This is a genomic window from Veillonella sp. ZSJB6, assembly GCF_051549505.1.
GTDB lineage: Bacteria > Bacillota > Negativicutes > Veillonellales > Veillonellaceae > Veillonella.
In genome coordinates this window covers 140,563-165,015 of sequence record NZ_JBPUGE010000002.1, presented here as the reverse complement: position 1 = coordinate 165,015, position 24,453 = coordinate 140,563, and the positions used below count along the sequence as shown (strand labels likewise).

Sequence of the window (24,453 nt, the reverse complement as noted above, 5' to 3'; positions counted from 1 at the left end):
CATGGCGGAACCTATGACCCTACAAATCATTACACCTGATGCGATTGTCTTTGAAGGTAAGTCTACATTCTTTGTAGGTAAAGCTATTGATGGTCAATTTGGTATTTTGCCAAATCATGCACCTATGATCATTGCATTAGATTTAGCACCGTTACGCATAGATCAACCAGATGGAACATCTCGTGAACTTGCAGTATTTGGTGGTTTCTGTGAAATCGAACATAATAAGGTGAGTATTGTAACTCCAGACTGCCAAGATCCAGCATCCATTGATGTGGAGCGTGCTCGTCGAGCAAAAGAACGTGCAGAAGGCCGGTTATCTAATCCTACACCTGATATTGATGTAGAGCGAGCAGAAGCGGCATTGCAACGTGCATTATTGCGCTTGCATGTAACTAAACAACTATAAAATAAAAGGCTAGCCCTATGGCTAGCCTTTTTCTATAGAATTTCATTTTGTTTATAGGAAACACTCATCTAACATTAAGGTCATCTACTTATACTAAAATTTGTCATTTAAATTTAATGACTTATTGTGTTAATTTGGAGGTTTTCTAATGAACGTATCAAAAAAATCTTTCATTGCTTTTGCTGTATTAGCATGCTGTTTTGGTGCATCTACACTAGGAACACATGTAGACGCATCTTATGGTTATAAATATACTGACTCGGTTCGTCCACCAGTAGAAACTCCTACAAATGATGCTTTTAGAGCTAACATGGTTAAACAAAATGAAGCTGATAATGCTAAATATGCTGCGACTACTAATACAAGTACAGCAAGTGCAAAAGATGATGATTCAATTTATTACGTAAGCGATTTATCTGATTCCTTCCGTAGTTCATTTACTGCACTTTTAAGAAATGCTGGTTTTACAGAGCATCAACTTAGATTAATCGGCTTGATTCACTAAGTTATGTATCGTTAATAGGTGAATACAAAAAGACCGTTAAGCAATTGCTTAACGGTCTTTTTTATTGTCTCTTATAATACACTAACACCTTTTAAGGAGTAAGCAGTATTTCTAGGTTGTTCTACTTGGAAGTCAAGTACAACTGGAGATTCAGAGTTGATGCCAGGTGCTTGATAGCGGTCACGGTCTGTTGGAATACGTTTATACGGTAATTTATCAAGTAATACAGTCATAACTTTATTCCATACAGCCTTATGTGTTGGCATTGTCAAGGAATCATCTGTTTGATTGAATCCACTGCGTACAGTGTGAATAACTTGGTCATTCACATCGTAGTAATATAACAATGCATTTACCTTTGCTGCAATGTACATTTCACGATCATCATTATTATATGCGTATGGGCTATTTACACCATTGATTTGTACGTATACGTCTTGCAATGGTACAGGCATGATAACAATTTCAGAGTTTTGTGCAGATGCAATTTGTGCAAGGTCAATAGCTCTAATTTCTGCTGTTGGCGTATTAGTACTTACGATTGCTGTGTCGTAGTACGGATATTTAAGTGTGTTAGATAGGCGATCAGTCATATAACGACCCAATTGTGCTGTGTTTTCATTGCGCAACTTGGCAGGTACTACGATTGTTACCTTGCGACTAGGGAAGTTTTCTAAGTGACCATCATAATTAGAATTAGATGTATTGATCGTCGCTTTTTCAGGGGTTCCTACAACTGGAGTAGAAACAGGTGTGTTGGCAACCTTTAAAATAGGTTGACCATTATTATCGGATTGTAATGTAGGTGTAGTTGTATCTACATTAGATTGCACAGAGTTAATAACAACCGGTTGAGCCCTATTGGATGTTAATTGACTCATATTAATTGTGGCCGCACTTGCTGTAGCAAGTGTAGATGCCAATAGTACACCTAGTACTGTAAGTAGCGAACGTTTATAGCGTCCGAATTTACGAAACATAGTTCCTCCTCTTAATAAAACTCTTTAAAATTTACAAACAAAACAACTGGTACTATTATATCACATATACAAAAAAAAGAAGCAAGCTTTATGCTTGCTTCTTGGTCTGGTGGACGATGACAGGATCGAACTGCCGACATCCTGCTTGTAAGGCAGGCGCTCTCCCAGCTGAGCTAATCGTCCATGTGGTGACCCGTCCGGGAATCGAACCCGGGATACCGCCGTGAAAGGGCGGTGTCTTAACCGCTTGACCAACGGGCCAGAATGGCTCCTCGAGTAGGACTCGAACCTACGACCGATCGGTTAACAGCCGATTGCTCTACCAACTGAGCTATCGAGGAATGGTACGATTGTTATTATATGTTAGATTAATTATAAAAGCAAGCGTTTTTTTTAAAATTACTATAAATCAAAAGGCGTTAATTATGACTAAAACACATAACTTTATACAAAAAATAGCTTATCAAAAATAGTGATAAGTAAGTCATTAAAATTAATATAATCTATAGAGATGAATAAACATAGATAATTCCTATATTTATAGGGGATTCATAATGTATATTTTCTTAAGAGTTAGCAATATAAGTATATTGAATATAATCGGTATACATATGCATTGTAAAAAAGTTTAAACCTTTTATTTGAAAAGTAATATCAAGTAGCTTGAAAGTGTATTCATCATCTTAGATATACTCTGCATTTATAAGGTACTTTTAACCTAATTCTTACCTCTAAAAGTCGATTGTGATATAGAGTATAAAAATACTTTTAACCTATGATTAACTATGACTTTTATCACATCGCTGAAGCGATTTTTGGGATGCGGGAAATGGTAAAAAAGTGATGGTGACATGCCGAAATATATACAACAATATTCATGAAAATTATTCTCAAAATATGAAAAAGCATTGAGAAAACTGTATAGTTGAGCCGTTGAAAGCCTGTATATTGTGTGTTACGATTGATGCATAGAGTTAATCTCGATGTATATGAGATACATATATCTCATTGTACTTGAGAGAAAAAAGTTATCTCACGGTAATTAGAATTAATATTCAACTATGTTCCTGAGGAGGGATTATCTTGCGCGAGATTCAAGTATCTGAAATCACAAAAACAGTCCGTCAAATGTGTATGGACGCAGCTTACCACTTGCCAAAAGACATCTATGAAGGCTTGAAAAAAGGCCGTGAAACAGAAGAGTCTCCAGTTGGTTGCATCGTTCTCGATCAAATCATCAAAAATGCTGAAATTGCTGATGCTGAAGATCGTCCATACTGCCAAGATACTGGTATGACATTGGTATTCTTAGAAGTAGGTCAAGACGTACATTTTGTTGGTGGCGATCTTAAAGAAGCTATCAATGAAGGTGTTGCTCAAGGCTATGTAGAAGGTTACCTTCGTAAATCCGTTGTAGCAGAACCATTGTTCAACCGTAAAAACACTCAAAACAATACACCTGCAATCATTTACATCGATATCGTTCCTGGCGATAAAGTAGAAATCAACGTAGAACTTAAAGGTTTCGGTTCCGAAAACAAATCTGACGTAGCTATGTTGGTACCTGCAGATGGCGTTGAAGGCGTTAAAAATGCAGTTCTTGAAATCGTAAAACATGCTGGCCCTAACCCATGCCCTCCAATCGTACTTGGCGTAGGTATTGGTGGTACTATGGACCAAGCAGCTGTTATGTCCAAAAAAGCTTTGCTTCGCGATATTAGCACTCCTCACAAAGATCCTGAGTATGCAAAATTGGAAGAAGAAATTTTGGAAATGGTTAACAAAACTGGTATCGGTCCACAATTGGGCGGCACAACAACTTGTATCGGTGTAAACATCGAATGGGGTGCAACTCATATCGCCGGCCTTCCTGTTGCTGTTACTATTATGTGTCATGCTGCTCGTCATAAACACGTAGTACTTTAATCGGTAGGAGGTAATTACAATGGCTGAAACAATTCGCATTAATACTGAAGAATATAATGAAGAGTTTTCCCGTAAATTAAAAGTTGGTGATAGCGTACTTATCACTGGCAAAATTTACTCCGCTCGTGACGCTGCTCATAAAGTTATGACTGAAGCTTTAGCACGCGGTGAAAAATTACCAATCGATTGGACTAACAAATTCGTTTACTACCTTGGCCCAACACCTGCAAAACCTGGTGACCCAATTGGTTCCGCTGGTCCTACAACTTCTGGTCGTATGGACGCTTACACACCAACAATGCTTGATCAAGGTATCAAAGGCATGATCGGTAAAGGTTCCCGTAAACCAGCAGTAGTTGAATCCATGAAGAAAAATGGTTGCACATACTTCGCAGCAGTTGGTGGCGCTGCAGCATTGATTGCAAAATCCATCAAAAAATACGAAGTACTTGCTTATGGTGAACTTGGTCCAGAAGCTTTGGCTGAATTGACAGTTGAAGATTTCCCTTGCATCGTAGTTGGCGATACTGAAGGTAACAACTTCTACGAACAAGGTCAAAAACCTTACAGAAAAATCTAATATCACCGTTGAGTGATTAAAAGAGGCTTGCATTTGCAAGCCTCTTTTTATTTGTAGAAAATCTATATGTATCACTGTAAATGTATATATTTAATGATTATTACATTGTTTATTAGTATGATAGTAATAAATAAAACTACTTTTATAATTACTATAGTCTTATGTAATGTTCACTTGTATTGCGTAGAGTAAAGTCTACCGATTCTGTCCATTTTGTGATAATATACATATAGATTTATACATTCAAAGTGAGTGAGGCGATATCATGACTTCTGTAGAAACTATTCGTCAGTCAGTGCGCACAGCGATGGCTGAATTACTCGATTTGGCAAAGGTTCGAGAAGGTCAATTATTCGTTGTGGGCTGTTCCACTAGCGAAGTTATGGGTAAGAAAATAGGTACTGATTCCCACATTGATGTGGCTCAGGTCTTATTTGATGAGATATATAAAGCAGTTAAAGCTAAAGGCCTTAATTTAGCTGTTCAATGCTGCGAACATATTAACCGTGCGCTTGTTATGGAACGTAGCGCGGTAACATGGGAGGAAGAGGTTAATGTAGTGCCTCAACGTCATGCAGGTGGAGCTATGGCTGTTACTGCTTATGAACGTTTTGAAGATCCAGTGATGGTTGAATTTATTCAAGCTGATGCTGGTATCGATATTGGGGATACTTTTATAGGCATGCATATGAAACATGTTACCGTACCAGTGCGCCTCAGCATTAAAGAAATTGGTGGGGCCCATGTAACAGCTTGTCGTGTTCGACCTAAGAGCATTGGTGGTGAACGTGCTGCATATAATGAAGCGTTGATGTAGGGGGTTAGTATGTCAAACGTAATACCGTATTTTGTATTAGCCGTTGTGGCGCTCGGATTTTTTGCTATTTGTTACGCCGTTTTTAATCGTAATGATGGTGAAAGCCAAGCGAATCATGAGCATCGTGATAGATCTGTTACTAAGACTAATGATGAACATCATAAAGAAAAATCGGTTAATGAATCCAAGGTTGGGGATGTAACGGTTACACATGAAGGTGGAACCAATGTATATACAGCCTCCATTATGGATGACAATAAGGATTCCGAAGCTTCTGAATCTATGGTGGATCATGAAGATACATCCTATAATCGACGAGATGGGAATCAATTACATGTTGAAAATTCCTCTACAGGATATTCATTAGCCTTAGGTCATCAAGCAGAGTCAACTCAGACAGAGTCTGTTAAACCAATCTTGGAAGAACAGGAACCTGTTCAAGATTCAACTGTTTCTGGTGAATCTATCCAACAAGAATCTGCTTCCCAAGAGGTGCCAGTATCTAGTCCAATAACACCTAGTATGGATGAAACTATTGTAATGCCGGCAGTTTTAGATAATAGACTTCAAAATGTTGAACATAATGCTACTCCATTGATGGATAAGACCATTGTTCTCGATGCCGTAACAGATGAACTTCGTAATCGTGCTAATTCCGTAGAGGATACGATTGCTATGGGCGAATCTGTAGAAGCATTAGAAGCTGATGAAGCTGAGAATTTAGATGTTACGCAAATGATTGGTGGTGCTGATGAGGTACAAACAGCAGAAGGTCCATCTGTATTGGATGAAACACGCTTGTTTGACGCTTCTGAAATAGAGGCGCAATTGGCGGCAGCTAGTATGGTTGAAGAAGAGGTACCTACAGGGCAATGGGCTAAAGCAGCACATGAAGATAAATGTGTTGAGTTGGCGATTGCACCATTTGTTCATGCTTTTGGTGTATTACATGGCGATACACAACATTATGTGGAATCTATTACAAGAGATGCGTTAGCAGCTCTTAATATTACCAAGTTAGCTGAAGTTAATGCGCTTCTAGACAATATTGTTATTCAAGAAGCCTTGATGAGTATGCAAAAGGCCTATGCCGCTACGAATACAGAGTGGATGAAATCCGCTGCGTTAGGTGCATTCCTGGATGTAGTACAATCACCTAAGTCTAGTACTCCGTACCTTGTAGCCTTTGATGCATTACGCGTATTGCCACATTTAACGCTAGGTCATTTCCAAGTCATGGCATTGACCCTATTATTACAATACTCTAGAAACTCTAATAACTATGGATTGATTCACTTCCAACATTATGTAGAAAAATATATTGAGCCATTCATTTCTGATTTGCCTCAAAACAATTCTTTCTATCGTCAGCTAGATTACTTACGCTGTACGCAAGAGGAACGTGAACCAATTACATTAGCTCAAGTGTTATCCAATTCCTATCCATTTGTGTTTAACTATCGTGGCTTCTCCAAGGAGGAACTCTTCCGTGCTACTGATGGTCATGGCGTCGATCCACGCTATGTGGTGCGTAGCTTGAACTCTAATCTTTATAAATTGGCATTGGTTGACGAGTCTTTAGCACCTCGTTTCTTTAGACAAACTCGCATTTCTGATTCTATGGTTCAACGTGATCTCATTGCGCTTATGAAGAGTAAACCGACTGCTTTCAGAGGTCAAGAAGCACGTGATATTATGGATGATATTTCTCCAGTTCTATTAGATTTGGCGGATGTATTTGATCATACGCCGATGTCTAAAATCAGCTTAACCTTACTAGGTCTTTACTTAGGCCGAGCTCATGTGAAAGCAACTATTGGTGAAGAATTCGATTTATCTCATTGGTTCTAATAACCAAAGAAAATAATTAAACTATAAAAGGTCTCCCTAGATGATCTAGGGAGACCTTTTTCGTTTGATTATATGTTAGAACGAATAATTGTATTATTTATTAGAAATGACGATTTGGTTACATGTTAGAAACTATTAAAACCAAATTCTTCAATTCCTTCAATATCTTTTAACGTTACAGTACGACCTGTAATATCGATAATACCTTCATCGCGAAGTCGACCGAGCTCACGACTAAGTGCTGTGCGTGATACGTTTAGCACCTCTGCCATTTGCTCGCGGTTATGCGGTAGATGAATTGTTGTAGATTGTTGGCGTTTATAAATATCTGTTAAGTATGCAAAAATCTTTTCGCGCATCCCTTTAAGTGTTAGGTAATGAACCTTTCTTGTTAAAAGGATGGCCTTTTCAGATAAATCCTCTAATAGGTTAGATAAGATTTTAGTTTGGCATTGTTGGCAATCTGGCAATGTATCGATAAATGTTTCGAGAGGGATGAACATAATCTTGGTTACCTTTGTAGCCTTAATAGTAGCAGGCCATAGTGGTTGTTTACTAAATAGCAATGCTTCACCAAAAATATCGGATTGTTCAAGGTTTGCCATGATGACCCGTTGGCCCATTACATTTTCACGTGTGAGCAAGGCACTGCCTTCAAGAATAACCCCAATGCCTTCCATAGGATCCCCAGAGAGGGCAATAAAATCATTTTTCTTATAGCTATGCACAATAACCTTCGCATTATGTAAATAGCTGCGTAGTTCAGGTTCGCCCAGCTTATTAAATAAAGGACATTTAATTAGGGTAGGTAGATATTGGTTGATAATATCATTTGAAAGTATTTGCTTCATGAGCACCTCCGATGTGACGAAGTCTATAGTAAATTTAAATGATTATTGTATAATAATAGTATAAGGTCAAATGACCTACCTGTTCCACAAGGGGAGCTAGGTAAAAATTTTGAAAAAGTTTTTTATTTGTTGCTCAAGCTACAGAAATTGTATCACCTTTACGTTATACTTTCAAATGTAATCAATCAGACACCTGATAATTCATCAGTGTAATGTATAGGTTTTATATTATCTAGCTTGAATGCGAGGAAGTCTCGCAAAGGAGGATTTTTAAATGAGCATGTTCTGTTATCAATGCGAACAATCTGCTGCACCAGGCGGCTGTACTGTACAAGGTGTATGTGGTAAAACTGCACCAGTTGCTAACTTACAAGACGAATTAACTGCTGCTTTAGTTGGCTTGGCTCGCGCTTTAGACGTAAAAGGCCACACTAAAGAAGGTATCGATTATTTAATGCGTGGTTTGTTCATGTGTGTAACAAACGTTAACTTCTCTGAAGATCGCGTTCAAGCGTTCATCGACGAAGTAAACGCTTACCATGCACAAGTGGACAGCACTCAACAAAACTTCGATTGGGAACAATTGTGGAAAGGTGAAGAAGATATCGTATCTCTTCGTTCCACATTGTTGTTAGGTATGCGTGGTATGGCTGCATACGCATGGCATGCTGCTCGCCTTGGTTTCCATGATGCTGACGTTGACGCTTGGTTCGTTAAAGGTTTAGTAGAAATGGCGAAAGATCACAGCGCTGAAGAATGGCTTGGTCTTTTGATGGAATTCGGCGAAATCAACTTGAAATGTATGGCTGTTCTTGATAAAGCTAATACAGAATCTTACGGTACACCAGTACCAACTACAGTACCTTTGACTGTAGAACCAGGTCCTTTCATCGTTGTAACTGGTCATGACCTTCACGACTTGAAACAATTGTTGATCCAAACTGATGGTAAAGGTGTAAACATCTATACTCATGGTGAAATGTTGCCTTGCCACGCTTACCCTGAATTGAAAAAACATCCTCAATTAAAAGGTAACTTCGGTACTGCATGGCAAAACCAACAAAAAGAATTCGTTGACGTTCCTGGCGCATTCTTGTTCACTACAAACTGCATTATGCCACCAAAAGAAAACTACAGAGAAAATATCTTCACTACAGATATGGTAGGTTTCGACGGTTGTGCACACATCGAAGAAAAAGAAGACGGTACTAAAGACTTCTCCGCAGTTATCAACCGTGCAATCGAATTGGGCGGCTACAAAGAAGCTCAAGAATTCACTGGTATCAACGGTGGTCACGAAGTAACTACTGGTTTTGGTCATGGTACAGTATTGAGCATTGCTGATAAAGTAATCGACGCTGTAAAAGCTGGCGCAATCAAACACTTCTTCTTAGTAGGTGGTTGTGACGGTGCTAAAGTAGGCCGTAACTACTACACAGAATTCGTAAAACAAACTCCAGATGATACAGTAGTATTGACATTGGCTTGTGGTAAATTCCGTTTCAACGACCTTAACATCGGCGAAATCGGTGGCATCCCTCGTATCCTTGATATGGGTCAATGTAACGATGCTTACTCCGCTATTCAAGTAGCAGTAGCTTTGGCTGGTGCTTTTGAATGTGACGTAAACGACTTGCCATTAACATTGGTATTGTCCTGGTACGAACAAAAAGCGGTATGTATCTTGTTAACATTGTTGGCATTGGGTATCCGCAACATCTACATCGGACCTTCCTTGCCTAAATTCTTCTCCAGCAATGTATTGAACATTTTGGTAGAAAAATTCAACTTGCATCCAATTACAACTCCAGAAGCTGACATGAAAGCTATCTTGGGCTAATAGGATCCATTAACTTATTAACTACAGTCCTACTTCCCCTCTCTTTTATGATTTAGGACTGTTGTTATAAATAACGCACCTTAGGTTCGCCTAAGGTGCGTTTTTTACTATTTTTTTGAAAGCTATATCTTAGTGGCTGTATATTGATGGGGCCCTGTTTCGTATCTACAACTTAGTTAAAAAGGAAGGACTATACTTCTTTGCTCCTCGTGACCTGATGTCGCTGCATAAGTATAGTCCTTCCTTTTTATAACTGTAGATAAGAAGGCGTCCCATCAATATACTACTTCTTTGATAGATTTTCCCAAAATAGTATGTGCTGGGAGATAGACGCGTTTCTGTTCTCAATAGGTGGTGCCCATTAGTAAAACGTTTGTGGAACATAAGTCTCATCAATATACAAACTCATAAAATAGCTTTCACAAGAATAGTGAGGGTAAGGGAATGTGTTGCGCCACATATATAGTCTTTTTCCAAAAGACAATTATGTCTCTAATGTGCATATAGACATCTATCAATATCGATTGTTATACTATAGGTAAAGTAAGATTTTCACATTGTTTATGTGTATATAGAGGCGTGTATGAATAGTATTTTTGATATTATAGGGCCTGTTATGATTGGCCCGTCTAGTTCGCATACAGCTGGTGCTGCGCGGCTAGGTAAGATGGCGCGATGCATTTTTCGTTCCACACCTAAAAAGGTAGATTTAACCTTATATGGCTCTTTTGCTAAGACCTATAAAGGCCATGGTACAGACCGTGCCTTGATTGGGGGCTTATTAGGTTTTAAAGAGGATGATACGAATATTCGCATTGCTCATAAATTAGCTGAAAAAGAGGGCATGGAGTATAACTTTATCGAGTCTCCTCTTGATGTAGGTCATCCTAATGTGGTTCGTTTTGATATGTACGATGAACATAATCGTCATATGACTGTGATTGGTCGATCTCTTGGGGGCGGTCAAATTATGATTACCGAAGTAGATGGCAATGATATGTCTATTACTGGCGATGAGTTTACTCTTGTTGTATTCCATGAAGATAGACCTGGTGCCATCTCTTTGGTGAGCCAAGCATTGAGTGAGTCCGATATTAATATCGCTACCATGCGCGTGTTTCGGAAGGGTAAGCACAAGGATGCAGTGATGGTCATTACTACAGATACAGTAGTAAATCCTATTACCGTTCAGTTTATGCGCGAGTGTCCAGGCATTCAAGATGTGATGACCTTTGAAGCGTTATAGGAGGGCGAATGATGAGTTATGCATATGATACAATTGCAGATATTATTCGCTTAGCTGAGGAGAATCATATTTCCTTCGGCGATGTAGTACTGCGTTATGAATTAGAGAATTATGACCGCAATGAAGAAGCGGTTATTCGAGAAATTGAGCATCGCTTAGATATTTTTGAAATGTCTATCCAAGATGGTATTGCATATACTGATAAAACGGCATCTGGTATGTCCGGTGGTCAGGCGGCACAGCTTAATGGCCAAGCACCAAGATTTATGAGTGATATTGCGTACAAGGCTATGACCTATGCTATTGCTGTTAATGAAGCAAATGCAAAGATGTTCCGCATTGTTGCGTGCCCTACGGCTGGATCTTGTGGTGTTATGCCTGGTGCGGTGAAAGCAGTAGCGGACCATTACAAGCTAGATAGAGCAACTATGGTAAAGGGCTTCTTGGCTGCCTCTGGCATTGGCAATGTCGTAGCGAATCGCGCTTGTGTGGCCGGTGCCGTTGGCGGTTGCCAAGCAGAAATTGGTACGGCCGCTTGTATGGCTGCCGGTGCCATCGTAGAAATGATGGGTGGTACGCCTCGTCAAGTAGGACATGCTATCGCATTGTGTATGAAAAACTTATTGGGCCTTGCCTGTGATCCAGTAGCAGGGCTTGTAGAGGTACCGTGCGTTAAACGTAATGGTTTCTATGCAGTTCATGCCATTACTGCATCTGAATTGGCTTTGATGAATATTGAAAGTCAAATTCCACCAGATGAAGTTATTGAAGCAATGAATAATATCGGGCGCGCTATGCCAGCAGCATTGCGTGAAACAAGTGATGGCGGCCTTGCGGTAACACCGACGGGTACAGCTATTGCAGAACGAGTGCAATCCTTATAGGATTGCACTTTTTTCATGCTTTCATTTGTAGTAAAATAAAGGTTAGACTAGTTCAGAAAGGAGCGTGCATGATGGAACAAGCCAATCGAATATTGACTGTATTAGAAGAAGCCGGTTATGAAGCCTATATCATTGGCGGAGCAGTGCGCGATATTTTGATGCATCAAAAGCCTCATGACTTTGATATTGTGACGTCTGCACGTCCTGATACGGTCATTGAAGTTCTCCGCAGTCATGATATTCAAACCACAGACCTTGTGGGTAAATCCTTTGGTGTTGTGGTGGCAACATTAGAAGGTAAGCAGTATGAAATCGCTACGTATCGAACAGAGCGATATGGAGCAGATAGTCATCGGCCGGAAGAAATAGCCTATGCCGATACCTTAGAGGAAGATGTACTGCGCCGTGACTTCACGGTTAATGGCATGGCTATGAACCGCTATGGTGAGGTCATAGACTTAGTAGGGGGACGCCGAGACATTAAGCATAAAACGTTGCGCACTATTGGCGATCCGCAGAAACGTTTTGAAGAGGATGCATTGCGATTATTTAGAGCTTGTCGCTTTGTAGCAAAACTGGATTTTTTACCTAGTAAAGAATTATTGGAGGCTATGCCAAAGGCATTTCATCGTGTATCTGGATTATCTCTCGAACGAGTTCGTAGTGAATTGGACCGATTGATGCTAGCGCCCGCTGTAGCTAAAGGCCTTGATGTATTGGTACAATCGCGATTGGCCGAGTGCTCTTGCCGCGTCGTAGAAAATGGGATGGCTCGTGAAGTTCCCATTTTACCGGAGCTATATCATCTTGTGAATTTACCACAAGAAAAAGACTTTCATGAATTTGATGGTTGGTATCATACATTAGCCGTTGTCTCTCATACAGAACCAGACTTAACATTGCGTTGGGGTGCTCTATTACACGATGTGGCGAAGGGGATGCCTACGGTGCGAGCTGTTATTAACGGCCGATTGACCGATCGTGGCCATGATACATTAGGCTCTGAGATGACAGAGACCTTGCTTACTCGTTTAGGGTATCCGAAAGCCTTTGTGCGCCGCGTAGCTTGGATTGTGAAAAATCACATGCGCTTTCACTATTTTGTACAAAATGGAGAAGCTAATGAGAAAAAGTGGATCCGTAAAGAGGCTCGCAGTGGTGAGTTCCGGGATAGTCAAATTATGCGGACCGCATGGGAGCAATTAGCTAAGGTTTGTGCTGCCGATGTATTAGGCTGTGGGAAGCCCTATGCATCGACTGATGGTACATTAGCCTTTGGGGAATGTATGGCGGACCTTAGTTTAGAGATGCCTATCCATACAAAGGACTTAAACTATGATGAACGAGTTATTCAGCTTGCAGGGAAAAAAGTGGGGGAAGGATTGCAGTATTTATTAGGTCAGGTGCAAAATGGAGTGATTCCTAATGAACCAGATGCACTATATGATGCATTAGACCATAAGTTACGCCGTCCAGTGGAGAAATGATGAAGTTATTAAATAAAGCGTTACTACGCATGAGTGATTGGAGTCGCACTACATGGTGCCTTGCCATACTCATGACCGTTGCCTTCGTCCTTATCGGGCGTTTAGCACAGTTACAGGTCTTTGATACCTTTGACCTAGAGAAGAAAAACTTATTACAAGTTCAAGTAGATAGAAAATTACAATCGCCGCGCGGTACAATCTATGACCGTAATGGCAAGCCTTTGGCGATGAGTGTAGTTACAAAATCTTTATATGCGGATCCGAAGATGATTAAACAGTCTCCTCAAGAGATTGCGGATCTCATCTCACCGTACGTAACGATGTCAAAAGAGAATATTGTGAAAGCTTTGCAAGAGGATACCGCCTTTGTCTGGTTGAATCGTATGATGGATGCAGATAAATCAAAAGCGGTACAACAAGTTATTAAGGATAATAATATTGCAGGCCTCAATTTCGTTGAAGAATCTAAGCGCTATTATCCAAATGGTGTCTTAGCGGCACAAGTATTAGGCTTTGTCGGCACTGATGATAAAGGTCTTGATGGGCTAGAAATGGTTCTTGATGACGAGCTAAAAGGTGGCGTGCAACAAGAAATTGTAGCTACTGATAATAAAGGGAATGCCATCTTTGGTTCCGTATTATCTAAATTTTTACCAGATAAGGGTAAAAGCGTAACCTTAACCATCGATGCAACAATTCAATTTATTGCAGAACGCGCTCTTGATAAGGCGATGGTTGATACAGGAGCTAAGCATGCCAGCGTTATCGTTATGGATCCAAAGAACGGTGAAATATTAGCGATGGCCAATCGTCCAAGTTATGATCCTAATAACTACAACCAAAGTGGTGAAGAGGCTTTCAAAAATATTGCGGTTACCAATTTATATGAACCAGGCTCTACATTCAAACCTATTATTGCATCTGCAGCTCTTGCAGCAGGCAAATGGAAGTTAGACACTGTGTATAACGATAAAGGGGCCTTCGCTGCCAATGGACATATCATTAGAAACTGGAATGGTGAGGGATATGGTCCTGTTCGTTTGCTAGATATTTTGAAGTACTCTATTAATACTGGTATGGCTGAAATTGGTACATTAACAGGTGCAGATATTCTCTCGAAATATGTACGTGATTATGGCTTTGGCTCTGAAACAGGTATTGAATTGCCTGGTGAAGGAGCAGGTATTTTGTATAATCCAGAGGATATGAGTAAGCTAGACGTTGCGACTATGTCCATCGGTCAAGGTATTGCGGTTACACCATTACAAATGGTTCGCGCCTTTGGTGCACTTTCTAATGGTGGGGCTATGATGAAACCACATATCATCAAGTCTTATAGTAACTCTCAAGGCGATGTAACAAGTACGACTGAAACATCTGTTGTGGGACAACCAGTTCCGGCGGAAACCGCTAAAACCATTGTAGATATTCTAGAAAAAGAAGTATCCGAAGGTGGCGGTACAAAAGCGATGGTAGAAGGTTATCACTTCGGCGGTAAAACTGGTACGGCGCAAAAACTAGATACCAAACATGGCGGTTATCTCGACGGACAATACATTGCGTCCTTTATTGGTTTTGGCCCTGTAGAGGATCCAAAATTTGTAGTTCTTGTCGTTATTGATGACCCACAAAAGGGTTCTTTTTATGGTAGCCAAATTGCAGCCCCTGTATTTAAGGACATCGTATCTCAGCTTGTACGGTATTACCAAATGAGTCCGTATGTTAAAGAAAGTACACCAGTAGCTGTTAAAGCTGCTAATACATTACCTGAACCAAAACCGGGAAGTGATGGTTCTGTTACATTGCCTAACTTTACTGGTTTTACTTATGGTGAAGTACGTGATTGGTTACATAAGGCGGGACTTGCCTTTAAACCGGATGGAACTGGTACGGCTACATCTCAAGATGAAAGTAGCGGTACAACTGTTCAGGCTGGTACAGCAATTACTGTCCATTTCCGCAGATAAAACGAATTCGGTCATAATTAGAAATTATAGACAGTTCGTTATATAATAGAATAAGAGACTTAGGTGCCTCTCAGGAGGCACCTTATTTTATAAATAGTTTGAATGAATGGAGATACTTATGATCGAATTACGCGGTAAAGCAGTAGCAGACGCTCACAAGGCGATTTTACAAGAAAAAGTTGCAGCAGTAGGCGACTCTGTAATTACTATGGCAGTATTACTCGTTGGTGAAGACCACGGTGCTCATATGTATGCTACATTTATGGAAAAGACAGCAAAGAATTTTGGCTATGGCTTTGTATTAAAACAATTACCTGAAACGGCTACACAGGATGAAGTGGTGGCAGCATTGCAAGAATTAAATAATGATGCGGCTGTTCATGGAATTTTACCGTTAATGCCGATGCCTAAACACATTGATACAGAGGCTCTTATCGATATGCTAGATCCTAAAAAAGATATCGATGGTTTAACTACGTATAATATTGGCCTTGTAACTGCAGGCAAAGGTGGTTTTGCCCCTTGTACTGCTAAGGCGTGTATGGCAATTTTAAATCACTACGATATTCCGGTAGAGGGGAAACATGTGGTAGTAATCGGTCGTAGCCAAGTTATTGGCAAACCAGTAGCTCTTATGACCCTTGGTGCACATGGTACTGTTACAATGTGCCATTCTAGAACTCCTGATTTGGCAGAGCAAGTAAAACGAGGCGATATCGTTATTGCTGCAGCGGGTCGTGCTCATATGATTACAGCAGATATGATTAAGCCAGGTGCTGTTGTTATCGATGTAGGCATTAATGAACTAGAAGGTAAGACGGTAGGCGATGTTGATTATGAAGCGGTAAAAGATATTGCGTCAGCAATTACTCCAGTGCCTGGTGGTGTAGGATCTGTAACGACTACTATGATGCTTGAAGCTGTATATGAGGCATACCATGCATGAGATGTCTATAGCAGAAGGAATACTTGATGTAGCCCTCGATACGTTACGCCAACACGATGCATCTGTGATCCATTCCGTACAACTCGATTTGGGCCTTATGAGTGGAGTAGAGCCAGATTCTCTCCTATTTTGCTGGGAAGCCGTTACAAAGGGGACTGCCGCAGAAGGTTCTCGTATAGAAATTAACACGATTCCTATTGAAGGAAAGTGCTTGGATTGTGATAAAACATTTCCTGTAGAAAATTATAAGTTTATCTGTCCCTATTGTGACAGTCATTTTGTACAAACCATTGGTGGCCGCGAACTACAAGTGACCTCTATGGATATCGATTGATAGAAAGGTTAGGATATGCAAGTTCAAGTTAAAACTAATGTATTGGCAAAAAATGATGCCATTGCAGAGTCCTTACAACAGTTGTTTAAGGAAAAAAATATTTTTGTATTCAATCTATTAGGTTCTCCAGGGGCTGGTAAAACATCTCTGTTAGAGGCAACTTTACATGATTTGAAAAAAGATTACCGCTTTGCTGTTATTGAAGGTGATTTATTTACTGCTAAGGATGCGGAACGGATTCATGAATTAGGCGTTCCTGTTATTCAAATCAATACAGTGGGAGGTTGCCATCTTGATGCACAAATGATTCAAGATGCACTAGGTGATTTAAATCTTGATGAACTGGATATGATCATTATCGAGAATGTAGGTAACCTTGTATGCCCTGCAGAATTTGAGATTGGTGAAAGCATGAAGGTAACTGTATTATCTGTTACTGAAGGTGAGGATAAGCCTCTTAAATACCCATTAATCTTTAAAGAGTCAAAGGCTATCCTCATTAATAAGATAGATTTATTGCCTTATGTACCTTTCAAAAAAGATAAGGCCATACAAGATATACGTAATTTGAATCCAACAGGAGAGATTTTTGAAGTAAGTTGCACGGCCCATAATGGGTTAGAGCCATGGTTGACATGGTTGCGTGCGCAATTGGAGAGTAATCGATGAATCATTCTATTAAGAGCCGTATCGTAGCGGCACTTTTAGTAGGCCTATCTGCTACATCGGTAGGATATGCGGCAGAGCCGGCTATTTCCACAGTGAAACCAACGGCTGTAGAAGCTACAGAGGATACAAATGATGCGGCAGCTACTGCTGCACCTGTAGAAACGACGGAACCTGATGCGGCTAATTCTGTTGCGTATATAGATAATGCACCGATTAAAGCCGTTAAAATTGATACAAAAATAAAGAAGGAAAACACCAAAACAGGTTGGTTGGCCGAACAAATGGCAGTTACCGAGTTTGGTGATTCCATACAGTTTTGGCAAGCAGCTAGCGAAAATGAAGGATCCTTGCCTAGTGTAACGCAAAATAATTTGGCGGATATCGGCAAGTCCTATACGGCTAATAATTTACCAACCATAGGGTCTGAAGATGATTATGCCATTGATGGGTACCGCTTAGGTGATCAGTTTGTAGCACCTAAAGATGTAGAAAAAACGGTAGTGCGTGATAACTTTACGACGTACTATATGAAAGACTTGGAGGTAACCGTATATACGGGGCCTGCTCAAGAACGATTGATAAATAATCAATTGCGCGGTCAAGGGGCTACCTATTTCTTTGAGCCAAATACTATTACTAATATTCATAGTACGAAAAAAGGCGCCCGTACTGTACGCGATATAGGTGTGGGTAGTACGCGCATGGAATTAGTATTTGCTTATGGCAGTCCTAATGCGATGTGGCGTGACTTGAAAAATGAAAGTTATATTTTCCTTTATGAAGGTCATTCCGAAAATTCATTGCCTCGAAAAAAGGAATTTAACCGCTCGATAGAGAATACAAATAATAATAGCCAACAACAATCTATGTTAGGACAACAGAAAGAATATATTGCTTTCACCATCAAACAAAGCAATGTAGAAGCTGTTGATATGATTAGTGGTCAAGTATGGCCAAGATTTGGATTACCTAAAGCTCCAGTATATGATTTCGAAGCTGGTAAGTTGACTGCTGATGATTTTGTATTGCGTGGCTATAAATTAAATGATCATTTTGTTAATGATCCAAATAACGACTGGAAACATCAAGGCATGTTGTTTGGTTCCACCTTTATTGGATATAACGAATATGGTGTAAGTGTTGATAAAAAAAATCTCATCAATCGTGTTCTATTAAATATTTACACACCTACTCGTCGCGGTATTGCGATGGGGGATACTAAATACTTATTGCTCTTTGTATATGGTATGCCTACTCGTATTGTTGAATCTACAACAAATGCGGGCACATCTACTGTATATGAATATAAAAATCCAGCGGCAAGCGACTCATATTTGCAGTTTGCCCTAGATGATAAAAACCAATATATCAAATCCGTTATGTTATCTGACCGTCCAGTTAAGTAGGATTGGTCACAGCGAGGAGGCAAGGGATATGGTTACTGTTCAAGATGTAAGAGAACGTTGGGAACAAATTCAAGGTGATGATGAACGCATATTGTTTATCGTTGGTGGTCCTGGTTCTGGTAAAAGTTTGCTAATTCGTGAATTGTCTGAGCAAAAAGGTTGGAAGTACTTAGAAGCGAAACAACTTATTGAAGAAGAATTTTTGTTGGTACCTCGTGATGAAAGACCACAACTGGCAGAAGAAGTAATTCGCCGTGCATTAAGTCGTAGTGATACAGAAGTGGTGCTCATTGATGGTATTAATGTGTTGTTTGCACCGATTTTAAATTTAAATCCTCTTGAACTATTAAAGACTATTAGTAAAACATATCCGATTGTTGTAGGTTGGCGTGGTCATCTCGAAGGTGATCAATTATACTTAGAACACAATAATGATCCAAAACATGCGGTTGTAACAGTTACTAAACCTGAACGTGTTATGGTTATTGATTAATTAAAGCTATATTGATTGATGAGGGCATTATATATTGCCATGCGTTATGACCACATATATAGGTAGGTGATATCATGGAACAATATGTAATTGCCCTCATTTTAGGTGTTATAGAAGGTATAACAGAATGTATTCCTGTATCTAGTTCAGGGCATATGATTATTATCGGGCATATACTTAATTTTGAAGGTGCCCATGCCGATGTATTTGAAGTGTTTATTCAAATTGGCGCCATTCTTGCTATATATACACATTATAGACGGACCTTTAATAGCTTTTTAAAACGGAAGAATTGGATTAAAACTCGTGGCGTATCTCTATTACATATTGGGGCAGGTGTGCTACCTGTATTAACAGCGGGCTATCTTTTACAATATATTATTAAAGGGGATCTATTTGGGCCTATCCCTGTCATAGTAGGCCTTGTGCGACCATTGCGGGAGGCATGTTGATTGGATGCACTCGTAGAGCTGCTGCTGATTTTTCTTTTATCATGGCTGTACCTGTTATGATCATTGTTTGTGTATATGATTTGTTACGGGTAATTCATTTACTAAATCTAAAGGATATTATTATGTTTGCCATTGGCACATTAGTATCGTATATAGTAGGGTATATTACTGTAAAAGTATTTTTATGGTATTTAAATCGCTCTTCATTATCCTCCTTTGGATATTATAGAATTATTGTTGCTATACTAGCGATTATCTACCTTTATCTATGATTGCCGATGAGGAAAAAATGAAGTTTAAAAAGTTTAGAAAAAATACTTGCATAGGGTATCGTTTCATGTTATTATGATTAAGCACTAAGGGATACCGCAGTGAACAATAAAAACTTCAAAAAAGTTTTTAAAAAAGTTCTTGACACTTAGTGAGGCGGATGATAAAATACATCTTGTCGTAATGATGCTGGCGTAGCTCAATTGGTAGAGCAGCTGACTTGTAATCAGCAGGTTGTGGGTTCAATTCCTATCGCCAGCTCCATTTTATTTTTGGAGGGATTCCCGAGCGGCCAAAGGGAGCAGACTGTAAATCTGCCGTCTTCGACTTCGAAGGTTCGAATCCTTCTCCCTCCACCATTTATAGCGGGGTGGAGCAGTTGGTAGCTCGTCGGGCTCATAACCCGAAGGTCGCAGGTTCAAGTCCTGTCCCCGCAACCACAAAAATTCACAGTGAAATGATCGTTCATTGTGCTGGTGTAGCTCAGTCGGCAGAGCGTATCCTTGGTAAGGATAAGGTCACCGGTTCAATCCCGGTCACTAGCTCCATACATGGCGGCATAGCTCAGTTGGCTAGAGCAATCGGTTCATACCCGGTGTGTCCGCGGTTCAAATCCGTGTGCCGCCACCATTAAACCTCACATTGGTGAGGATTTTTTATTTTCTCCATAAAATAATAATTGAAGCTGATAAGTGTAGAAATTACATTTATCAGCTTTTTTTGTTTACCTATCGTAATTGTATTTCTAGAAGCTTTTGTATATATGGTATAATAATGTGTAGGGGAATCTTATATTCCATTGATAAATTAGGGTTAATATATTATATTAATACTAGAATGTAATTTGTTTTTTGTGAAGGAGGATACATTCCTAATGGCAAAAGAAAAATTTGAACGTACGAAACCGCATGTTAATATCGGTACAATCGGTCACGTTGACCATGGTAAAACTACTTTGACAGCTGCAATCACTAAAGTATTGGCTGAAAAAGGCCAAGCTGAATTCCAAGATTACAGCAACATCGATAAAGCTCCAGAAGAACGTGAACGTGGTATCACAATCAACACTGCACACGTTGAGTATGAAACTGCTAACCGTCACTATGCACACGTTGACTGCCCAGGCCATGCTGACTATGTTAAAAACATGATCACTGGTGCAGCTCAAATGGACGGCGCTATCTTGGTATGTTCCGCTGCTGACGGCCCTATGCCTCAAACTCGCGAACACATCTTGTTGGCTCGCCAAGTTGGTGTTCCTGCAATCGTAGTATTCTTGAACAAAGCTGACATGGTTGACGACGAAGAATTGATCGAATTGGTAGAAATGGAAGTTCGTGAACTTCTTTCCTCCTACGAATTCCCTGGCGACGAAGTACCTATCGTTGTAGGTTCCGCTTTGAAAGCTTTGGAAGGCGACGCTCAATATGTAGCTAAAATCGACGAATTGATGGACGCTGTAGACTCCTACATCCCAACACCAGTTCGTGATACTGACAAACCTTTCTTGATGCCTGTGGAAGACGTATTCACAATCACTGGTCGTGGTACAGTAGCAACTGGCCGTGTTGAACGTGGTCAAGTAAACGTAGGCGACACAGTAGAAGTTGTAGGCTTGAAAGAAAAAGCTGAACAATACGTAGTAACTGGTCTTGAAATGTTCCGCAAAACTTTGGACTCTGCAGTAGCAGGTGACAACGTAGGTGCGTTGCTTCGTGGTGTTGACCGTAAAGACATCGAACGTGGTCAAGTATTGGCTAAACCAGGTTCCATCAACCCACATACAAAATTCAAAGCAGAAGTTTACGTATTGACTAAAGAAGAAGGTGGCCGTCATACTCCATTCTTCTCCAACTACCGTCCACAATTCTACTTCCGTACAACAGACGTAACAGGTGTTGTAAACCTTCCTGAAGGTGTAGAAATGTGTATGCCTGGCGATAACGTAACAATGGATATCGAATTGATTACTCCAATCGCTATCGAAGAAGGTCTTCGTTTCGCGATCCGCGAAGGTGGCCATACAGTAGGCGCTGGCGTTGTAACTGAAATCGAAGGTTAATTAGTAGCCTTTTATAAAAAATAGGACCCCAATGGGGTCCTATTTTTATGTTAATTTATATATTGTTTATTACATTTGTAACCAAAGATACAGAAACTATCTTTGACTGGTGCTATTATAATCTTAAGGAGGGCAAAAGCCCTCCTTTTGTGTTTTTTAGAAAAGGAGGTAAAGTGATGGGTGAATACAAAAAGTATTGGATAGCTGTAGTAGCCGTACTTATCATTGGTTTTTCAATCCTTGGTTATCTAGGTACTGATGTGTATCATCAAGCACCGCCGGTGCCGACTGCATATGTATCTCAAGATGGACAAGTCTTGTTCACTAAGGAAGATATTTTACATGGTCAATCGGCATGGCAATCTACAGGTGGTCAATCTGTGGGGACGGTTTTAGGTCATGGCGCTTATCAAGCACCTGATTGGACAGCAGATTGGTTGCATAAAGAAGTATCTATAATGTTGGATATTAAGTCGCAAGAGGCCTTTGGTGTTCTTTATAATCAATTGGGACCTGCACAACAAGCAGCAGTTAAAGAAGTGGTAAAAGAAGAATATCTAGGTAGTGCAGTTCGCGATGATGGAACCGTGGTTTTATCTCCAGAGCGCATTACGGCGATGAATATTACAGGTCGTTATTTTGTTGAACTTTATGGTGATAATCCAGAGTTGACATTGACTCGTGATCATTTTGCAATGAAGGACAATACATTGCCTGAGTTACAAGACCGTATTGATATGGCTCGTTTCTTCTTCTGGACTACGTGGATGGCATCTACCCAACGTCCTGGTACAGATGCGACATACACTAATAACTGGCCACATGAACCGTTATTGGATCATAATCCAACACCTGAAAGTGTTGCCTGGTCTGTTGTGAGTGTCATCATTTTATTATGTGGCATAGGTGTAGTTGTATGGTTGTGGTCCTTTGGTAAGAAAGACGACGAACATGCATTGGTTCCACCAGCAGAAGATCCAATTAGCAAGATTACCTTAACTCCATCTCAACGTTCATTAGGAAAATATTTATTTACAATCCTAGCATTGTTCTTATTCCAATTGGGGATGGGTGGTATCATTGCTCACTATACTGTAGAAGGTCAAGCGTTCTATGGTATTCCTTTAGCTCAATATTTCCCATATTCTATTGCCCGTACATGGCATATTCAGGCGTCCTTGTTCTGGATTGCTATGGCATTCTTAAGTGCTGGTTTATTCTTGGCACCAATTATTAATGGTGGTAAGGATCCTAAATATCAAAAGCTAGGTGTAGATATTTTATTCTGGGCGCTTGTAGTCCTCGTAGTTGGTTCCTTCGGTGGCACATACTTAGGTGTAGCGCATCAAATTCCAGCAGCCTGGAATTTCCTTCTCGGACACCAAGGTTACGAATATATTGAGCTTGGTCGTATCTGGCAATGGATTGAATACATTGGTATTCTATTCTGGCTTGTACTCATGATACGCAGCATTATTGGCGCTTTCAAACAGAAGGGGGATAAAAATCTTATTGCTGCCTTTATCTTCTCTGTTATCATGGTAGGTATCTTCTATGGCCCAGGTTTGTTCTATGGTGAACATAGCCATTTGGCAATTATGGAGTACTGGCGTTGGTGGGTAATTCATCTTTGGGTAGAAGGCTTCTTCGAAGTATTCTCTACTACATTGATGGCATTTATCTTTGTTACACTAGGGCTTGTATCATATCGTGCCGGTACAGTGGCAGCCATTTCCTCTGGTGCTATTTATCTTATCGGTGGTATTCCTGGTACATTCCATCATCTATACTTTACAGGTGTTACATCTACTATTGTGGCAACAGGCGCATCCTTCTCCGCATTGGAAGTAGTACCACTTGTACTATTAGGTTATGAAGCCTTTGAAAACTATACACGTCTTCACAGCGCACCTTGGATGCATCGTTTGAAATGGCCTGTATACTGCTTCATTGCGGTATCCTTCTGGAATCTTGTTGGTGCAGGGGTCTTCGGCTTCTTGATCAATATGCCAGTATCCTTGTTCTACATTCAAGGTCTTAATACAACTGCAGTACATGCACATACCGCATTGTTTGGCGTATATGGTTTCTTAAGCTTAGGCTTTGTATTCCTTATTGCTCGTTACATTCGACCTGAAGTAGAATTCAACGATAAATTGATGAAATTCGGGTTCTGGGCTCTCAATATAGGCCTTGCCTTAATGGTGCTCATCAGCTTATTGCCGATAGGTCTTATCCAAGCGTGGGCAAGTATCACACATGGTTTGTGGTTTGCACGTAGCGAAGAATTCATGCAACAACCATTGTTACAAACCTTGCGTTGGCTTCGTATGATTGGTGATACAATACTAATCATTGGTGCCGTAGCATTCTTCTGGCAAATTGTGAAAGTTCTATTTCCGAAGAAATCCTAATTGACAGGCATATTATAATTCTATGCATTAACGGCATAAATTGTATGAAAAATATGTGATAATT

Annotated in this window: 20 protein-coding genes, 8 tRNA genes and 1 pseudogene; 24 read left to right on the top strand and 5 right to left on the bottom strand. The window is 40.1% G+C overall.

Annotation, left to right across the window (positions count from 1 at the left end; genetic code table 11):
* Position 1 precedes the first annotated feature (1 nt).
* Together atpC and ACSV5T_RS03450 are read left to right on the top strand one after the other, a co-directional pair.
* The gene (gene atpC / locus ACSV5T_RS03455; RefSeq protein ID WP_156720011.1) at positions 2 to 409 is read left to right on the top strand and encodes an ATP synthase F1 subunit epsilon; all 408 of its coding nucleotides are present in this window, start codon (positions 2 to 4) and stop codon (positions 407 to 409) included.
* A gap of 148 nt (positions 410 to 557) precedes the next feature.
* Entirely contained in the window at positions 558 to 914 is a 357-nt protein-coding gene (locus ACSV5T_RS03450) for a hypothetical protein (protein WP_105084941.1), read from the top strand.
* A 71-nt stretch (positions 915 to 985) separates the two neighbouring features.
* Here the strand turns inward: ACSV5T_RS03450 and ACSV5T_RS03445 are convergent, their stop codons facing one another.
* The 4 genes from ACSV5T_RS03445 to ACSV5T_RS03430 all read right to left on the bottom strand — a co-directional run bounded on the left by ACSV5T_RS03445 (position 986) and on the right by ACSV5T_RS03430 (position 2,235).
* Positions 986 to 1,894: a hypothetical protein gene (locus ACSV5T_RS03445; RefSeq protein WP_303880621.1), complete on the bottom strand. Its 909-nt coding sequence runs from the start codon at positions 1,892 to 1,894 to the stop codon at positions 986 to 988.
* 107 nt (positions 1,895 to 2,001) lie between these two features.
* Positions 2,002 to 2,077, bottom strand: a tRNA-Val gene (locus ACSV5T_RS03440).
* Between the two features lie 3 nt (positions 2,078 to 2,080).
* A tRNA-Glu gene (locus ACSV5T_RS03435) sits at positions 2,081 to 2,155 on the bottom strand.
* 4 nt (positions 2,156 to 2,159) lie between these two features.
* Positions 2,160 to 2,235, bottom strand: a tRNA-Asn gene (locus ACSV5T_RS03430).
* 742 nt (positions 2,236 to 2,977) lie between these two features.
* On the opposite strand from ACSV5T_RS03430, the gene ACSV5T_RS03425 reads away from it, so the two are divergent.
* From ACSV5T_RS03425 to ACSV5T_RS03410, 4 genes are all read left to right on the top strand, one after another.
* Positions 2,978 to 3,820, top strand: a complete 843-nt coding sequence (locus ACSV5T_RS03425; protein ID WP_039968967.1) for a fumarate hydratase — start codon at positions 2,978 to 2,980, stop codon at positions 3,818 to 3,820.
* 19 nt (positions 3,821 to 3,839) lie between these two features.
* A complete protein-coding gene (locus tag ACSV5T_RS03420) occupies positions 3,840 to 4,400 on the top strand; it encodes a Fe-S-containing hydro-lyase (protein ID WP_005385442.1) in 561 nt (186 codons plus the stop codon).
* Positions 4,401 to 4,665: 265 nt separating this feature from the next.
* Positions 4,666 to 5,217, top strand: coding sequence for a TIGR01440 family protein (locus ACSV5T_RS03415; RefSeq protein ID WP_105089720.1), 552 nt, complete (start codon positions 4,666 to 4,668; stop codon positions 5,215 to 5,217).
* A gap of 9 nt (positions 5,218 to 5,226) precedes the next feature.
* Positions 5,227 to 7,068 (top strand): LPO_1073/Vpar_1526 family protein, encoded by a 1,842-nt coding sequence (locus ACSV5T_RS03410; RefSeq protein ID WP_105089719.1) that lies wholly within the window; start codon positions 5,227 to 5,229, stop codon positions 7,066 to 7,068.
* Between the two features lie 125 nt (positions 7,069 to 7,193).
* Here the strand turns inward: ACSV5T_RS03410 and ACSV5T_RS03405 are convergent, their stop codons facing one another.
* Positions 7,194 to 7,919: a Crp/Fnr family transcriptional regulator gene (locus ACSV5T_RS03405; RefSeq protein ID WP_438320300.1), complete on the bottom strand. Its 726-nt coding sequence runs from the start codon at positions 7,917 to 7,919 to the stop codon at positions 7,194 to 7,196.
* 274 nt (positions 7,920 to 8,193) lie between these two features.
* Between ACSV5T_RS03405 and hcp the strand changes: the two genes are divergently transcribed.
* The 18 genes and pseudogenes from hcp to ACSV5T_RS03315 all read left to right on the top strand — a co-directional run bounded on the left by hcp (position 8,194) and on the right by ACSV5T_RS03315 (position 24,389).
* The gene (hcp, locus tag ACSV5T_RS03400; RefSeq protein WP_119206931.1) at positions 8,194 to 9,759 is read left to right on the top strand and encodes a hydroxylamine reductase; all 1,566 of its coding nucleotides are present in this window, start codon (positions 8,194 to 8,196) and stop codon (positions 9,757 to 9,759) included.
* Between the two features lie 583 nt (positions 9,760 to 10,342).
* The gene (gene sdaAB, locus ACSV5T_RS03395) at positions 10,343 to 11,005 is read left to right on the top strand and encodes an L-serine ammonia-lyase, iron-sulfur-dependent subunit beta (RefSeq protein WP_105094194.1); all 663 of its coding nucleotides are present in this window, start codon (positions 10,343 to 10,345) and stop codon (positions 11,003 to 11,005) included.
* A gap of 11 nt (positions 11,006 to 11,016) precedes the next feature.
* Positions 11,017 to 11,889 carry an L-serine ammonia-lyase, iron-sulfur-dependent, subunit alpha gene (sdaAA, locus tag ACSV5T_RS03390; protein WP_438320381.1) on the top strand — a complete coding sequence of 291 codons (873 nt, stop codon included), beginning with the start codon at positions 11,017 to 11,019 and terminating at the stop codon, positions 11,887 to 11,889.
* A 68-nt stretch (positions 11,890 to 11,957) separates the two neighbouring features.
* Positions 11,958 to 13,376: a CCA tRNA nucleotidyltransferase gene (locus tag ACSV5T_RS03385; protein ID WP_438320299.1), complete on the top strand. Its 1,419-nt coding sequence runs from the start codon at positions 11,958 to 11,960 to the stop codon at positions 13,374 to 13,376.
* A complete protein-coding gene (locus tag ACSV5T_RS03380; protein WP_438320380.1) occupies positions 13,376 to 15,343 on the top strand; it encodes a penicillin-binding transpeptidase domain-containing protein in 1,968 nt (655 codons plus the stop codon). Before ACSV5T_RS03385 ends, ACSV5T_RS03380 begins: the two co-directional genes overlap by 1 nt.
* Positions 15,344 to 15,461: 118 nt before the next feature.
* Positions 15,462 to 16,289 (top strand): bifunctional 5,10-methylenetetrahydrofolate dehydrogenase/5,10-methenyltetrahydrofolate cyclohydrolase, encoded by an 828-nt coding sequence (locus ACSV5T_RS03375; RefSeq protein ID WP_156720017.1) that lies wholly within the window; start codon positions 15,462 to 15,464, stop codon positions 16,287 to 16,289.
* Positions 16,282 to 16,623, top strand: coding sequence for a hydrogenase maturation nickel metallochaperone HypA (gene hypA / locus ACSV5T_RS03370; RefSeq protein WP_005385455.1), 342 nt, complete (start codon positions 16,282 to 16,284; stop codon positions 16,621 to 16,623). Before ACSV5T_RS03375 ends, hypA begins: the two co-directional genes overlap by 8 nt.
* A 15-nt stretch (positions 16,624 to 16,638) precedes the next feature.
* Positions 16,639 to 17,292 (top strand): hydrogenase nickel incorporation protein HypB, encoded by a 654-nt coding sequence (hypB, locus tag ACSV5T_RS03365; RefSeq protein ID WP_438320298.1) that lies wholly within the window; start codon positions 16,639 to 16,641, stop codon positions 17,290 to 17,292.
* The gene (locus tag ACSV5T_RS03360) at positions 17,289 to 18,698 is read left to right on the top strand and encodes a hypothetical protein (RefSeq protein WP_438320297.1); all 1,410 of its coding nucleotides are present in this window, start codon (positions 17,289 to 17,291) and stop codon (positions 18,696 to 18,698) included. Before hypB ends, ACSV5T_RS03360 begins: the two co-directional genes overlap by 4 nt.
* A 28-nt stretch (positions 18,699 to 18,726) precedes the next feature.
* Entirely contained in the window at positions 18,727 to 19,191 is a 465-nt protein-coding gene (gene brxF / locus ACSV5T_RS03355; protein WP_285363792.1) for a BREX-3 system P-loop-containing protein BrxF, read from the top strand.
* Between the two features lie 74 nt (positions 19,192 to 19,265).
* Positions 19,266 to 19,915 (top strand): annotated as a pseudogene (locus ACSV5T_RS03350) (undecaprenyl-diphosphate phosphatase).
* Positions 19,916 to 20,101: 186 nt separating this feature from the next.
* A tRNA-Thr gene (locus tag ACSV5T_RS03345) sits at positions 20,102 to 20,177 on the top strand.
* A 10-nt stretch (positions 20,178 to 20,187) separates the two neighbouring features.
* A tRNA-Tyr gene (locus tag ACSV5T_RS03340) sits at positions 20,188 to 20,272 on the top strand.
* Between the two features lie 5 nt (positions 20,273 to 20,277).
* Positions 20,278 to 20,353, top strand: a tRNA-Met gene (locus tag ACSV5T_RS03335).
* Positions 20,354 to 20,385: 32 nt separating this feature from the next.
* Positions 20,386 to 20,461 (top strand) — tRNA-Thr (locus ACSV5T_RS03330).
* A gap of 5 nt (positions 20,462 to 20,466) precedes the next feature.
* Positions 20,467 to 20,543, top strand: a tRNA-Met gene (locus ACSV5T_RS03325).
* Between the two features lie 244 nt (positions 20,544 to 20,787).
* The gene (gene tuf / locus ACSV5T_RS03320) at positions 20,788 to 21,975 is read left to right on the top strand and encodes an elongation factor Tu (protein WP_039968974.1); all 1,188 of its coding nucleotides are present in this window, start codon (positions 20,788 to 20,790) and stop codon (positions 21,973 to 21,975) included.
* A gap of 176 nt (positions 21,976 to 22,151) precedes the next feature.
* Positions 22,152 to 24,389: a nitric-oxide reductase large subunit gene (locus tag ACSV5T_RS03315; RefSeq protein ID WP_438320296.1), complete on the top strand. Its 2,238-nt coding sequence runs from the start codon at positions 22,152 to 22,154 to the stop codon at positions 24,387 to 24,389.
* Positions 24,390 to 24,453 lie beyond the last annotated feature (64 nt).

Excerpts from the sequence above, each read along its gene's own strand:
- hypA (WP_005385455.1), top strand. The coding sequence starts at position 16,282 with ATGCATGAGATGTCTATAGCAGAAGGAATACTTGATGTAGCCCTCGAT.
- hcp (WP_119206931.1), top strand. The coding sequence starts at position 8,194 with ATGAGCATGTTCTGTTATCAATGCGAACAATCTGCTGCACCAGGCGGC.
- ACSV5T_RS03450 (WP_105084941.1), top strand. The coding sequence starts at position 558 with ATGAACGTATCAAAAAAATCTTTCATTGCTTTTGCTGTATTAGCATGC.
- ACSV5T_RS03415 (WP_105089720.1), top strand. The coding sequence starts at position 4,666 with ATGACTTCTGTAGAAACTATTCGTCAGTCAGTGCGCACAGCGATGGCT.
- sdaAA (WP_438320381.1), top strand. The coding sequence starts at position 11,017 with ATGAGTTATGCATATGATACAATTGCAGATATTATTCGCTTAGCTGAG.
- ACSV5T_RS03380 (WP_438320380.1), top strand. The coding sequence starts at position 13,376 with ATGAAGTTATTAAATAAAGCGTTACTACGCATGAGTGATTGGAGTCGC.
- ACSV5T_RS03410 (WP_105089719.1), top strand. The coding sequence starts at position 5,227 with ATGTCAAACGTAATACCGTATTTTGTATTAGCCGTTGTGGCGCTCGGA.
- hypB (WP_438320298.1), top strand. The coding sequence starts at position 16,639 with ATGCAAGTTCAAGTTAAAACTAATGTATTGGCAAAAAATGATGCCATT.
- brxF (WP_285363792.1), top strand. The coding sequence starts at position 18,727 with ATGGTTACTGTTCAAGATGTAAGAGAACGTTGGGAACAAATTCAAGGT.
- ACSV5T_RS03405 (WP_438320300.1), bottom strand. The coding sequence starts at position 7,919 with ATGAAGCAAATACTTTCAAATGATATTATCAACCAATATCTACCTACC.
- ACSV5T_RS03375 (WP_156720017.1), top strand. The coding sequence starts at position 15,462 with ATGATCGAATTACGCGGTAAAGCAGTAGCAGACGCTCACAAGGCGATT.
- ACSV5T_RS03420 (WP_005385442.1), top strand. The coding sequence starts at position 3,840 with ATGGCTGAAACAATTCGCATTAATACTGAAGAATATAATGAAGAGTTT.
- ACSV5T_RS03385 (WP_438320299.1), top strand. The coding sequence starts at position 11,958 with ATGATGGAACAAGCCAATCGAATATTGACTGTATTAGAAGAAGCCGGT.
- ACSV5T_RS03360 (WP_438320297.1), top strand. The coding sequence starts at position 17,289 with ATGAATCATTCTATTAAGAGCCGTATCGTAGCGGCACTTTTAGTAGGC.
- atpC (WP_156720011.1), top strand. The coding sequence starts at position 2 with ATGGCGGAACCTATGACCCTACAAATCATTACACCTGATGCGATTGTC.
- tuf (WP_039968974.1), top strand. The coding sequence starts at position 20,788 with ATGGCAAAAGAAAAATTTGAACGTACGAAACCGCATGTTAATATCGGT.
- ACSV5T_RS03315 (WP_438320296.1), top strand. The coding sequence starts at position 22,152 with ATGGGTGAATACAAAAAGTATTGGATAGCTGTAGTAGCCGTACTTATC.
- ACSV5T_RS03445 (WP_303880621.1), bottom strand. The coding sequence starts at position 1,894 with ATGTTTCGTAAATTCGGACGCTATAAACGTTCGCTACTTACAGTACTA.
- sdaAB (WP_105094194.1), top strand. The coding sequence starts at position 10,343 with ATGAATAGTATTTTTGATATTATAGGGCCTGTTATGATTGGCCCGTCT.